Origin of the sequence: Rhodococcus sp. 114MFTsu3.1 (assembly GCF_000383555.1) — a bacterium.
GTDB classification, from domain to species: domain Bacteria; phylum Actinomycetota; class Actinomycetes; order Mycobacteriales; family Mycobacteriaceae; genus Rhodococcoides; species Rhodococcoides fascians_E.
On sequence record NZ_KB911563.1, the window covers coordinates 37,834 to 50,911 of the forward strand.

General features: G+C 64.0%; 13 protein-coding genes. 6 read left to right on the forward strand and 7 right to left on the reverse strand.

The window, feature by feature from the left end; all coding sequences use genetic code 11:
* Window positions 1-102: 102 nt before the first annotated feature.
* From H292_RS0125385 to H292_RS0125395, 3 genes are all read left to right on the forward strand, one after another.
* Entirely contained in the window at window positions 103-2,094 is a 1,992-nt protein-coding gene (locus tag H292_RS0125385) for a TerD family protein (protein WP_020113262.1), read from the forward strand.
* A gap of 234 nt (window positions 2,095-2,328) precedes the next feature.
* Window positions 2,329-2,850: a DUF3995 domain-containing protein gene (locus H292_RS0125390; protein ID WP_019667769.1), complete on the forward strand. Its 522-nt coding sequence runs from the start codon at window positions 2,329-2,331 to the stop codon at window positions 2,848-2,850.
* A 104-nt stretch (window positions 2,851-2,954) separates the two neighbouring features.
* A complete protein-coding gene (locus H292_RS0125395; protein ID WP_020113263.1) occupies window positions 2,955-3,386 on the forward strand; it encodes a hypothetical protein in 432 nt (143 codons plus the stop codon).
* Window positions 3,387-3,416: 30 nt separating this feature from the next.
* Here the strand turns inward: H292_RS0125395 and H292_RS0125400 are convergent, their stop codons facing one another.
* Entirely contained in the window at window positions 3,417-4,229 is an 813-nt protein-coding gene (locus H292_RS0125400; RefSeq protein ID WP_231383926.1) for an oxidoreductase, read from the reverse strand.
* 106 nt (window positions 4,230-4,335) lie between these two features.
* On the opposite strand from H292_RS0125400, the gene H292_RS0125405 reads away from it, so the two are divergent.
* On the forward strand, window positions 4,336-5,514 hold the full coding sequence (locus tag H292_RS0125405) for an acyl-CoA dehydrogenase family protein (protein WP_019667766.1): 1,179 nt from the start codon (window positions 4,336-4,338) through the stop codon (window positions 5,512-5,514).
* A gap of 42 nt (window positions 5,515-5,556) precedes the next feature.
* Here H292_RS0125405 and H292_RS0125410 read toward each other — a convergent pair whose 3' ends face one another.
* Window positions 5,557-5,934: a VOC family protein gene (locus tag H292_RS0125410; RefSeq protein ID WP_020113265.1), complete on the reverse strand. Its 378-nt coding sequence runs from the start codon at window positions 5,932-5,934 to the stop codon at window positions 5,557-5,559.
* A gap of 49 nt (window positions 5,935-5,983) precedes the next feature.
* Between H292_RS0125410 and H292_RS0125415 the strand changes: the two genes are divergently transcribed.
* Together H292_RS0125415 and H292_RS0125420 are read left to right on the forward strand one after the other, a co-directional pair.
* Entirely contained in the window at window positions 5,984-6,826 is an 843-nt protein-coding gene (locus H292_RS0125415) for a helix-turn-helix transcriptional regulator (protein ID WP_231383927.1), read from the forward strand.
* A 76-nt stretch (window positions 6,827-6,902) separates the two neighbouring features.
* Window positions 6,903-7,661, forward strand: coding sequence for an SDR family oxidoreductase (locus H292_RS0125420; RefSeq protein ID WP_020113267.1), 759 nt, complete (start codon window positions 6,903-6,905; stop codon window positions 7,659-7,661).
* A gap of 73 nt (window positions 7,662-7,734) precedes the next feature.
* Here H292_RS0125420 and H292_RS0125425 read toward each other — a convergent pair whose 3' ends face one another.
* Genes H292_RS0125425 through H292_RS0125445 form a run of 5 tightly spaced genes read right to left on the reverse strand, consistent with a single transcriptional unit; the run spans window position 7,735 to window position 13,076 of the window.
* Entirely contained in the window at window positions 7,735-8,553 is an 819-nt protein-coding gene (locus H292_RS0125425) for an Fpg/Nei family DNA glycosylase (protein ID WP_020113268.1), read from the reverse strand.
* Between the two features lie 53 nt (window positions 8,554-8,606).
* Window positions 8,607-9,422: an HpcH/HpaI aldolase/citrate lyase family protein gene (locus H292_RS0125430; RefSeq protein WP_020113269.1), complete on the reverse strand. Its 816-nt coding sequence runs from the start codon at window positions 9,420-9,422 to the stop codon at window positions 8,607-8,609.
* Complete coding sequence (locus H292_RS0125435) at window positions 9,419-9,919, reverse strand: MaoC family dehydratase (RefSeq protein WP_027499085.1); 501 nt, start codon at window positions 9,917-9,919, stop codon at window positions 9,419-9,421. Before H292_RS0125435 ends, H292_RS0125430 begins: the two co-directional genes overlap by 4 nt.
* Window positions 9,916-11,082, reverse strand: a complete 1,167-nt coding sequence (locus tag H292_RS0125440; RefSeq protein ID WP_019667759.1) for an acyl-CoA dehydrogenase family protein — start codon at window positions 11,080-11,082, stop codon at window positions 9,916-9,918. The genes H292_RS0125435 and H292_RS0125440 overlap by 4 nt, the downstream gene beginning before the upstream one ends.
* Complete coding sequence (locus H292_RS0125445; RefSeq protein WP_020113271.1) at window positions 11,079-13,076, reverse strand: acetyl/propionyl/methylcrotonyl-CoA carboxylase subunit alpha; 1,998 nt, start codon at window positions 13,074-13,076, stop codon at window positions 11,079-11,081. The genes H292_RS0125440 and H292_RS0125445 overlap by 4 nt, the downstream gene beginning before the upstream one ends.
* Window positions 13,077-13,078: the final 2 nt, after the last annotated feature.

The window sequence follows — 13,078 nt, forward strand, 5'->3', positions numbered from 1 at the left end:
AGTCATTCGGTCGAATGAATGTCTTTGGAGAGCGCCCGACCGTCCGGCGGACTGCATATTCTGAGACTTCGGAGTCTGTTTGTGCGACAGGAGCGATTGCGCGTGAGTTCACCTTTTCTGACCAAGGGCGAGAACGTCGCGTTACCGGCAGAGGTAACCGAACTGGATGTCATCGTGTCGTGGGTGGATCCGGACCGAGATCTCGATGCATCGGCTCTCCTCGTCGACGACAGCAACCGGGTTCGATCGGACTCCGACTTCGTGTTCTACAACCAGCCCGAGTCTGCCGATGCCGCAGTTCGATACTTGGGACGTAGCAGTACCGACGAGGGCAAGCAGGAGCGGATATCGATCCATCTCCACTCGCTTCCGGCGGACGTGCTCAAGGTTGTGATCGCGGGAAGTTCGGAGGGGCGCCCACTGAGCGACTTCGGAAAGCTGGCGCTGCAGGTCAGAGATAGATCCGGTTCGATTCTGGGTGAGTTCGTCACAGCCGATGCGACATCGGAGCATGCCCTCGTGTTCGGTGAGGTGTACCGCCGGGACGGCGTGTGGAAGCTTCGGGCGGTGGGCCAGGGGTGGGAGTCCGGACTTGCCGGTTTGGCGCAGGATTTCGGTGTCGACGTCGACGACGCTGATCGAACCGAACAGGTCGACGACGTCGTCGTGGTCGAAGTCGCAGATTCGCATGCGCAGGCCAGGACGGAAACGGGCGAGGTCGTCGAAGTCTCGATAGTCGACGTAGATCCGCCCAAACGAGGCGTTCGAACGAAGAAGCCAGTGGCGAAGAAGGCGTCGCCGCCTCAATTCACTCTGGCGGGAGGGGAGGGGTGGCACACCGCCCGTTTGTTCTCCATCTCGGGTGTCGGCTCGGGTGAAGAGCAGGAGAAGCGGGCGACCTCCGCACTCATCGCAACGATGCAGGCGGTGCGTCCGTTCGCTCGCGCCATCTGTTCGCGCGCTGGGGCGCCGGCCGGTCCGTTCGAGGGGTACCTCGAGGTTCCCTTCGTCAAAGGTGATGGCAAGGTCATCCCCGACGGCGTCTTTCGGGTGTCCCGCGCCGGACACGTATGGACGGCACTGCTCGAGGTGAAGACCGGCACCGGCAAGTTGACGAAGGAGCAACTCGAGAACTATCTCGACGTTGCCAAACGGCACAAGTACGAGGTCGTGCTCAGCGTGTCCAACGACATTCCGGCGTCGGTGGGCGAACTTCCGGTTCAGGTGAACAAGTTCAAGCTGAACAATGTTGCCTTGCGGCACATGTCCTGGTCCGAAGTTATTCACGAAGCTCGAATGTTGCTGTCACACGGCGATCTCACGGACTCACTGCAAGTTTGGATCCTGAGCGAGTTCGTTCGATATCTGACTCATCCCAAGTCCGGCGCGACGGAGTTCGTGGACATGGGGCGTCACTGGGTCGCGGTGCGCGATTCGGTGTCGGCAGGCACGCTTCGTCCGAGCGACGCGAAGGCACTGTCGGTCGCCAACACATGGGCGTCGTTGTCACGGCATCTGGCGTTGCGTATGACAGCGGATCTGGGAGCAACGGTGAAGCATCACCTGCCCAGGAAACTCGGCAGCGACCCGCAGGCTCGGAACGAGTTCATCGTCAACCAACTCGCCGCTACCGGTTGTCTTGTTGCCACGCTCCGCATACCCGATGCAGCGGGTGACGTGACCGTCGAAGCGGATCTGCGTACCAACAAGATTCAGTGCAGTACGAGTATCGACGCCCCGGCCGACGGAACGTCTCTCCGACGCGCGTCGTGGTTGTTGAAACAATTGAAGGATGCGCCGGCGGACGTGCTCGTCGAGGCAGTGTTCGCCGATGTCAGCGAGGTATCGTGCGAAAACCTGGCGACCGTCCGCGCTGACACGAAATCACTGACTTCCGGGCGGGTCAGTGAACTGCGACGGTTCACCCTCACGTCACCCTCGAAGATGGGCAGCAAGCGGTCGGGAACTGCTGCGAGCTTCATCGGCAGTGTCACCGATGGGATAGATGCGTTCTACCGTGATGTGGTGCAACCGCTGAAGCCTTGGGTGCCGTCGGCGCCGGAATCGACCACGAGCACGGTCGATTCGGAGTGAGGATGCCAACCTCCGTGCTTCATAGCGGCGCATGGAGTGGAGCGAGATGCAGTTCCCATCGCGCACTGGTAGCCCCAGCGTGATGCTCGAGCCCCACGACAACAGTCACCGTGCAAGCGAATTCGCTCCCGTAGTGCGGCGCCGGAAACTGGGTGTCGGTATCCGGGTGCGGTCAGGGCAGCACTCCGGGTAATCCTGGATGTGCCGCCCTCGGGTAATTCGTACCGTTGTTCCATGCGAACACGGGGCACCGAGCGAACGAAGGCTTCGACTGCAGCGTTCGCGGTTGCCGCCGGGGCCGGGGTGGTTCACGCGGTGGCAAGCATGTACTGGGCGCTCGGCGGGCGATGGCAGCTCGAATCGGTCGGGGAGTGGGCCGTCCAGCTTTCGGTTGAACACCCGCTGACGACCGGGCTGGCGCTGGGGACGATCGCTGTCGTCAAGCTGGTTGCGGCGGTCGTGCCGTGGGTCGACGAGCGTCATCAGGGGCGCTTCCACCGCCCGTTGCGGGTGGTCGGTTGGGCGGGCGGATTCGTTCTGGTCGGGTGGGGCGGCATGTCGACCATCGCGGCAGGCGCGGTGCTGGCTGGACTGTTCACACCGAGCGGTGGATACAACGAGACGACGATGATCGGACACGCGATCGTGTGGGATCCGCTGTTCGCGCTGTGGGGAATCGCGTTGTTGACAGCGTTGGGTTTGACGCGCACCGCAGAATCATCGACTGCGGGCCTCGGCCGAGTGCGTCACCGCTGAAGCCGATCCGCGGACAAACCAATACCTGCAGCGACGGAATCCGAATACCCATCGAGAGGCATTCGACGTCGATGTCGGGGCCTGCTGACTGGAGGAGTGAGTTCATGCGGGGCGACAGGAACCATCTCAGGCTCGTCGACGATGCACCCGAAGTGTCCGCGTCGGTCCCACGAAGCGGTGCGGCCAACGTGATCGCAGTCCGAGCCGACAACGTTCGCCCAGGTCAGGTCTGCGAGGTGTTGCACGCGGGGGTGTTCGCACTGAGTCACCGCGTGGTGGTTCCCGAGGGTCACACGGGCGTCACGATGTCGACCTTCGCGCTGGTGAAGGGCAACTACGAGGTTTCGTTGCGGATCGACGGCGTCGTATACCCGTGCGCCGGTCCAAAGTCGGTTCGTGTGGGCGAACGACGCACCGAGCCGACGACCGCGCCCTCCACGCCGAAGCCGTCGTACCCGAACATCCGTACCGCTGCTGTCGGTCCGCGCAGCCTGACCCGACCGCGGTCGGCACAGGTCACTGCGCACTCGCGCTGAGCACCCGTCGACTCGTCGTGGGTGCGGCGGTCACGTCGTCTTCACGGTGCCCCCATCCACGATCACGTCGTGTCCCGTCATCGATGCAGCCGCGTCGGCCACGACGAATCCGATGACGTCGGCTATCTCGGAGGCCGGCGCCAATCGGCCGGCCGGAATCCCACCGAGCGAGTCCATGACAACAGTCATGCCCTCTTGCTCGTTCACATCGCGAGCCGCGGCTATCCGCCTGGCCAGATCGAGTGCGCCGTCGCTCTGAATCCCGCCGGGTGAGACCGTGTTGACGCGTATTCCACGAGGAGCGAGCTCGTTCGCGAGCCCCTTGCTGTACGTGCGCAACGCGGCTTTGGCAGCGGCATAACCCAGTGTCCCGTCGTACAACGGCATCCTGCCTTGTATCGACCCGACGTGCACGATCGCACCCGCTCCGTTCGCGAACAGAAGCGGCACCAACGCTCTGTCGATGCGGACCGCTGACATCAGGTTGAGCGCAGGTTCGTCGTACCAGTGGGCGTCGGTCATCGTCGCATGGCCGCCGCCCGGGGACGAGGAACCGCCTGCTACGTGCACCACGAAGTCGACTCCGCCTGCATCGTCCGCCGCGCGAGCAATTTTGCCCGCCGACACCGGGTCGGTGACGTCAACTTCTATCGTGCCGTCAACCCTGGTCCTGCGCGCAGGTGTTCGACCGACCGACAGCACCTGTGCTCCGGCGTCGGCGAGACGATCGATGACCGCCGATCCAAGGCCTCTGGTCCCGCCGACCACAACGGCCCTTCGACCCTTCAGCGACAGGGTGGTCGGGTAGAAGGTATTTGTTTCCGGCGGCGTTGGTTCGTTCATGCTCCTACCATCCAGTCTCCCTGCACTGGAGAGTCAAGCTGTCGGTGCGAGCGAACCAGTCGCTTGGTGATTGCTGCAAAGTGGTGTCCGGGTCGATAGTGGATGCATGGACACCCTGAACCCGGATGTACCCGACGATGTCTTTTCCGATGTGCTGAGGCAGATCTCGAAATTCGTGCGGTCACGCGTCGTACCGCGCGAAGTGGAGATCATGAACGCTGATGCCGTACCGGATGATGTGCGGGCGCAGTGCGCGGAGATGGGCCTGTTCGGGTTCGCGATACCGCAGGAATGGGGCGGACTGGGTCTCAACCTGATTCAGGATGTCGAAGTCGCGATGGAGCTCGGTTACACGTCGCTGGCCCTGCGGTCGATGTTCGGTACCAACAACGGGATTGCCGGGCAGGTTCTCGTCGGTTTCGGCACCGAGGAGCAGAAGGCGAAGTGGCTGCCGGGTATGGCAGCAGGCGACATCGTCGCCTCGTTTGCTCTGACCGAGGACGGTGCCGGTTCCAATCCTGCTGGGCTCGCGACCACGGCCAGAGTCGACGGTTCGGGCTGGGTGATCAACGGCAACAAGCGGTACATCACCAACGCGCCGATCGCCGATATGTTCGTCGTCTTCGCCAAGTTGGATCCGAAACCGGAGAGCGGTAACGGTATCGCAGTGTTCCTCGTCCCTGCCGACACTCCTGGAATCACCGTCGGGGCCAAGGACGCCAAGATGGGCCAGCAGGGATCGGGAACCGCGGACGTGACGTTCACCGACGTGAGGGCCCCGGCCGATTCGCTTGTCGGCGGAAACGGCGACATCGGGTACAAAGCGGCGATGACGTCGTTGGCGCGTGGGCGAGTGCACATCGCCGCACTCGCCGTCGGTCAGGCACAACGTGCGCTCGACGAGTCGGTGTCTCACGCTGCGGTGTCGAGGCAAGGCGGTGAGCCGATCGGAAATTTTCAACTCGTGCAGGCGATGATCGCCGACCAGCAGGCAGGGGTCATGGCCGGCCGCGCCATGGTCAGGGAAGCAGCGAGGGCTTGGGTCGAGAAAACAGACCGACGCATCGCCCCCTCTGCCGTGAAACTTTTCTGTACCGAAATGGTCGGCAAGGTAGCCGATCTCGCGGTCCAGATCCACGGCGGTGCAGGCTACATGCGCGAGATACCGGTCGAACGGATCTACCGCGACGTGCGGTTGCTACGTCTCTACGAGGGTACGAGCGAGATACAGCGTTTGATCGTCGGCGGCGGGCTGATCCGAGCGGAACAGAAGCGGAACAAGTAGCTCGCAGGACGGACCGGACCCTGGGATGTCGTTCTTCTCGCACTATCCCCAGTTCTCGGCTTTGGTCAGGCAGAAGGGGTGACCGGACGGATCGAGCAGGACCCGCCAGGTTTCGCCGGGCTGGTCGTCGGGGAGGGTGGCGCCCAGGTCGACGGCCGCGCGTGCTGCGTCGTCGAGATCGGCCACGGCTAGATCGAAGTGAAACTGCTTGCTGCCGTGTTCGTTGGGCCACGTGGGCGGGGCATAGTCCTCGACTCGTCCGAACCCCAACGCGCTGCTGGGGCCCGCCAACATCGCGTAGCCCTTCTCGGAGTGGACGACGTCCCATCCGAGCAGAGACGACCAGAAGGTCGCGCTGGCCTCGGGGTCAGCGCAGTCCAGTGTGACCATCTTCAGTGTTGCCACGGGCGTGGTGTTCATGTCTCTCTCCTGACGAACGGTGTCGTCACAGCCTCCTAGACTGCTCCACGTGGCGGATAGGAAAAATGCGACAGCAACCACTGCGGGTGTTCTACGACCCGCTGAACTCGCACGCCACGTCGAGCTCACTCGGCTTCCCTGCTCGGCTCCGTTGTCTCCGTGGATCGAGAACTACTGGCTTCTGCGCTGGGATCTGCCGTCCGGATCGACGTACGCCAGCTCGACGCTTGCGCACCCAGCATGCACCTTGAGCGTCGAACGCGGGCACCTTCGAGAAGGGGTGACCGATCCGGTGGTCGTGACGGGCGTACTCACTCGACGGTTCGACGTCCGACTGGCGCACTCCGGATGGGTGTTCGGGGCCAAGTTTCGTCCGGGAGGATTCGCGTCGTTCACCGGCACTCACGCCCGCACGTTGCGCGACGTGCTCGTCGCACCTCCCGTCGCGTTCTCGACGGAGACCGTCGGGTCGCTGGCAACTCTGGATTCGCATCTCACGCCGGACGAGTGTCGATTGCACATGGACGCCGCACTCCGCCCGTACGTGCGGGGCGTCGAGCCGGACTACTCCACAGTTCTGGACATGATCGAGGTGATGCTGCACGACCGCTCCCTCGTCCGAGTCCAGCAGGTCGAGGACCGGTGCGGGATCGCGACGAGGCGGCTGCAGCGACTTTTCGAGAAGCTCGTCGGCGCCACACCCAAGTGGGTACTGGCGCGCTATCGCATTCACGACGCGGTGACGGATCTGGACAACGGCTACTCCGGATCGCTTGCGGACCTCGCGGCTCGCTACGGCTGGTTCGACCAAGCTCACTTCACGCGGGAGTTCACCGAACTCGTCGGCGTTCCGCCGGGAACCTATGCACAGGCACGACCGACTGAAACCTGACCGTCGGCGGTAGGGCGTCGAGCGCGTCGGGTGCGCAGATGCAAGCCTCGTTCTGGCGGCGTGATGGAATGGAGTCATGGTGACCGAAGTCGAACGTGCGCCTCGTGTGATCGTCGTGACCGGAGCGGGATCCGGGCTGGGGCGCGCCATGGCGACAGGCCTGCTGAACGTCGGCCATCGTGTGGTGTTGGTGGGCAGGACCCGGTCGAGTCTCGACGAGGTTGCCGAAGGACACGATCGAGCAGACGTCCGTGAATGTGATGTGTCCGTGCCCGATTCGGTCAAACGACTGTTCGAAGGAGTGGTCGCGGACTTCGGGAGACTCGACGTGCTCGTCAACAACGCGGGCACGTTCGGGCCGTCGGGAAGCATCGACGAGGTCGATCCCGCCGACTGGTCGCAGACCGTTGCCACGAATCTCACCGGGGTGTTCCTCTGCGCGCGCGAGGCGGTCCGCATCATGAAGGCCCAGGACCCACGAGGCGGCCGGATCATCAACAACGGTTCGATCTCCGCGCACACGCCGCGTCCCGGGAGTGTCGCCTACACCGCAACCAAGCACGGAGTGTCCGGGCTGACCAAGTCCATCGCCCTCGACGGCCGCGATTTCGACATCTGTTGCAGCCAGATCGACATCGGCAACGCCGCGACCGACATGACCGCGGGCATCGCACACGCCGCTCGGCAGGCAGACGGGTCCAGCCGCCCGGAACCTACGTTCGATCCGGTGCACGTCGCGAACACTGTCGTGCAGCTGGTGGACCTGCCGCTGGACGTGAACGTCCCGACCATGACGATCATGGCGAACCGGATGCCGTACATGGGACGGGGCTGACTCGTCGGAGTCGACTCTGCCCGGGTCGACTCTGCCCGAATTTACTCTGCCCGAATAGACTCTGGGAACGACATCACTCCTGTTCGCGGGAACACCACCACGTCGTACGGCCGCCGACGGTTCCGCGAGACATCGGTGCGCCGCAGCGAGGACACGTCGCATCCTTCTTGCGGAACGGGATGATCTCACCGGTGTGTACTCCGCCTTTCTTTATGGCGGACCTGATCGCGCGCCGCAGAATCACTCGGAGTTCGTCGAGTTCGTCGACCGTCAGGGTCTTCGCACGGCGTGACGGTGACAGTTCGCTCTGCCACAGAACCTCGTCGGCGAGGAGGTTTCCGATCCCGGACACCGCGGCCTGATCGAGCAAGCGTGCTTTCAGAGGAGCACCGCTGATGCCGATGCGGTGCCGGAAATCGTCGCGGGTTATCTCGGCGGCATCCGGGCCGAGCGCGTCGATATCGGGTTCGAGCCGTACACGGCCGAGCCGCCGCTTGTCGAACAGACGGAGCTGTCCGCCGTCGTCGAACGTGATCGCGAACCGAGTCCACTCGGGTTTGTCCGCGTCCCGTTCGCCGACATGCGGATCGCCGCCGCCGTACCGGGACGTCTGCTCGCCGTCCGGTGCGGTGACGATGATGCGTCCACCCATACCGAGGTGAATTCCAAGAGTCGGGCCGTCGGAGCCGTCGGCGAGCCTGGTCTCGCACCACATCGCTTTGCCGCGGCGGCGCGCTTCGACCAGCATGCCGCCGGTGAGTGCCCGGGCAATGTCGCCCGGACGATGGGGTCTGCATTCGAAGGTGTCGGCGTCGTCGATCTCGACGATGACGCGATCGAGCGCCTTCTCGACGACTTGTCTGGCGTTCTCGACTTCGGGGAGTTCGGGCACCGATGGTCCTTACCCCGTCGGGCGATCGTCTATGCCTGCACCGGTGCGCCGAGCTACGGGGACGTGGTCCGACGCGCCAGGATTCGTCGAGCATGGGTGAGCACCGGCGCGTCGACCATCTTGCCGTCCAGGCTGAACACGCCGCGGTTCGACTGCACGGCGTCCAGAACGCGCTCGGCCCAATCGATCTCGTCGTCCGTCGGCGCGAAGGCGCGGCGGATCACCGGGATGTGACTGGGATGGATCGCGACCTTGCCGTCGAAGCCTACGGCCACGGCGTCGTCGGCCTCCTCGCGTACACCGTCGAGATCGGGAATGTCGAGATAGACCGAGTCGAGGGCGAACAAACCCCGCGCTTTCGCGGCGAGCAGAACCTGAGACCGGACATGGTGCGCGACAGTTCGATACGAGCCGTCCGGCAATCGGCTGGAGCTACCGCCCAAGGCGGCGATGAGATCCTCGGCGCCCCACATCGCGCCGACAGCGTTGTCGGCGCCCAGAGCACGGTGGCACTCGACGGCCCCGGCCGGTGACTCGAACAACGCGATCACATCGCGGGGCGCCAGGGCGGACACGTCTTGGGGGCTCTCGCACTTGGGAAGCATGACGACGGTGTAGTCGGTTCTGTTCAGTGCGGTGAGATCCGCCGAGCAGTCGTCGGTGCCGTGCGCGTTGACTCTGACGATGGTTCTGGTCGGGTCGAGTGGGGTGGCAACCAGTGCTTCGCGCGCAGCAGCCTTGTCCGCCGGTGCAACGCCGTCCTCGAGGTCCAGGATGACGACGTCTGCGCGCGCGGCCGCTTTCTCGAACCGTTCCGGTCGATCCGCCGGGCAGAACAACCAGGCCGGACCGGGCGGCACCCAGTTCATGAACGATCCTCCGACAGTGGGTCCGTGGCCGGCTTCATCCGAACCAGTGTCTTGCGGACAGCGACCACGACAACGTCGCCGTGCTGGTTACGCCCGGTGTGCGTGAACGTGACGACGCCTTCGCCGGGCCGGCTCTTGGACTCACGCTTGTCCGAGATCGAAGTCTCGGCGTACAGCGTGTCGCCGTGGAACAGCGGTTTGGGGAACGTCACCTCGGAGAATCCGAGATTCGCCACGATGGTGCCCTGAGTCAGCTGTGCGACGGACAGGCCAACGACGGTGGACACCGTGAACATCGAATTGACCAACCGCTCACCGAACGATGTGCTCTCGCTGTACGCGGCGTCGAGATGCAGTGCCTGAGTGTTCATCGTCTGGGTCGTGAACAGCGTGTTGTCCGCCTCGGTGACGGTTCGGCCGGGCCGATGCTCGTAGGTGACGCCGACCTCCATTTCCTCGAACCACAGGCCTCGCTGCCGAATAGTCCTCCCGCTCACAGTCCCAACCCCCGCGCAATCAACATCAATTGGACCTCGGTCGTTCCTTCGCCGATCTCGAGGATCTTGCTGTCCCGATAATGCCGAGCCACCACGTACTCGTTCATGAATCCGTATCCACCGTGGATCTGCGTCGCGTCTCGGGCATTGTCCATCGCAGCCTCGGAGGCGACGAGCTTGGCAATCGACGCTGCTTTCTTGAACGGTTTACCTGCCAGCATCAGCGCGGCGGCGTCGTAGTACGCGGTACGGGCGGTGTGCGCACGCGCTTCCATCCGCGCGATCTTGAACGAAATCGCCTGATTGCGTCCGATCGGTGCGCCGAACGCCTCGCGCTCCTTCGCATACTTGACGCTCTCGTCGACGCATCCTTGTGCCGCACCGACGGACACGGCAGCGATGGCGATACGGCCTTCATCGAGGATCTGCAGGAAGTTGGCGTACCCGCGCCCCTCGTCCCCGAGCAGGTTCTCCACGGGTACGCGGACGTCGGTGAAGCTCAACGGATGTGTGTCCGACGCGTTCCACCCGACCTTGTTGTAGGCGGGTTCGGCGACGAATCCCGGTGTGTCGGTCGGCACGAGGATCGACGAGATGCGTTTCTTGCCTGTCGCCTCGTCGACCCCGGTCACTGCGGTCACCGTCACCAGCTCGGAGATCTCGGTTCCCGAATTGGTGATGAATTGCTTGCTGCCGTTGATGATCCAGTCACCGCCGTCGCGCTTCGCGGTGGTCTTGGTGCCGCCGGCATCGCTGCCCGCTCCCGGCTCGGTGAGACCGAAGGCCGCCAGCGCCCTACCCGTGGTCAATTTCGGTAACCACTGTTGTTTCTGCGCGTCGTTGCCGAATCGGAACACGGGCATCGCGCCGAGGGACACCCCTGCTTCGAGTGTCATCGCGACGCTTTGATCCACCTTGCCGAGCTCCTCGAGGGCAAGGCAGAGCGCGAAGTAGTCGCCGCCCATCCCGCCGTACTCCTCGGGAAACGGGAGTCCGAACAAGCCCATGTCGCCCATCTTCGCCACGACGTCGTAGGGGAAGGAGTGCTCCTCGTCGTGTTTCGCCGACACCGGCGCGACCACCGTTTTCGCGAAATCGGCTACCGAGTCCTTGAGTTGGCGATACTCGTCCGGCAGGGAGGAAGATGACAGGTAGTCGGTCACGATTGCACCTCTGAATCTTCGTTGGGAATGATGCGGGCGAGAACTTGGTCCACCTGAACCTGGTCTCCGACCGACACTGCGAGTTCGACGGTTCCGTCGACAGGTGTAGTCAGGGCGTGCTCCATCTTCATCGCTTCGACGACGACGACGGCGGTTCCTGCACTCACGGCGTCGCCGGTAGCGACCTCGACAGCGATGACCGAACCGGGCATCGGGCTGACGATCTCGGCGTTACCCGAGTGGGCTTCCTCGGCGCGAACACTCGGCTCGGACACCGTCGACATCGACCAGGTTCCGCGTGAACTGGAAATCCACGTCGCATTCTCGGCGTGGGCGAATCGCGCAGTCTCACGGTGACCGTCCACGACGGTCACGATGGTGTCCGTTCGTACTTCTGCGTGCAGGGGCCTGGACGGCCCATCGCCGACGGCAACCGTCGCAGATCCAGGAACACCTCTGATCGAGACGTGCACTGCCGCTTCGCCCGTGGACAATCGCACAGTGAACGGCGCGTGCTCGCCCACCCGCCATCCGGTCGGGGACGACCAGATGTCGGCCCCGGTGCCGATCCACATCTCGAGCCAGGAGACGGCTGCAGCTGCGATCAGCGCCTGATCCGGCACCGACTCAGGAGTGAAATCTTCCAGTCGGCGGTCCAACAGACCTGTGTCGAGCGTGCCCGCTCGAACGTCGTCGTCGTCGAGCAGGAATCGGGCGAACTCGATGTTGGTGACGACGCCCAGTACGGCTGTCTCCGACAACGCGCGATCGAGTGTGCGCAGGGCGGTGGGTCGATCGGGCCCGTACGCAATCACTTTCGACAACATCGGGTCGTAGTTGCTTCCCACCTCGGTACCGACGGAAAGCGAGGAATCGACCCGAACCCCGTCACCGCCGGGTTCGCGGAGCCCGACGACGGTGCCACCGGTAGGTAGGAAGCCGCGGCCAGGATCCTCCGCGTACACGCGGGTCTCGATGGCGTGACCGGCGAGAACGATGTCGTTCTGCTGCAGACTCAGTACCTCACCTGCAGCGATACGAACTTGCCATTCGACGAGATCGAGTCCCGTCACCATCTCCGTGACCGGGTGCTCGACCTGCAAGCGGGTGTTCATCTCCATGAAGAAGAATTCGTCGGGGCTGTCTGCGGAGACGATGAATTCGACAGTTCCTGCGCCGGTGTAGTCGACGCTGCGGGCCGTGTTGCACGCCGCTTCGCCGATTCGGGCGCGGGTCTGCGCGTCGAGCAAGGGCGACGGCGCTTCCTCGATCACCTTCTGGTGCCGGCGTTGCAGGCTGCACTCGCGTTCACCGAGATGAATGACGTTGCCGTGCTGGTCCGCCAGGATTTGCACTTCGATGTGTCTGGGCCGGAGGACGAACCGTTCGAGGAAGAGCGTGTCGTCGCCGAACGACGACGCAGCCTCACGGCGGGCACTGGCCAGAGCGGCCGGCAGGTCCTCTGCTCGCTCCACCAGCCGCATTCCTTTTCCGCCGCCGCCTGCCGACGGTTTGACCAGTACCGGGAAGCCGACCTCGTCGGCGCCGGCAATCAAATCGGCGTCGGTCAACCCGGGCCTCGAGATGCCCGGAACGACCGGGACCCCGAACTGGGTCACGGCGTCCTTCGCCGTGATCTTGTCGCCCATCGCGGCGATGGCCGTGGCCGATGGGCCGAGGAATGCGATGTCGGCCTCCGCGCACGCGGCCGCGAACTCTGCGTTCTCGGAGAGAAATCCGTACCCCGGGTGAATTGCCTGGGCGCCTGTGCGTTCGGCTGCCTCGATCACGTTGCGGATCGACAGATAGCTGTCCTTCGCTGCAGCCGGTCCGATGCGTACGGCAGTATCGGCCTCGGTGACGTGCCGAGCTCCTGCGTCCGCATCGCTGTAGACAGCAACGGAGGTGATCCCCATCGTGCGCAGGGTTCGAGCCACGCGGACTGCGATCTCACCGCGGTTGGCGATCAGAACGGTATCGATTCTTTCGACCATTT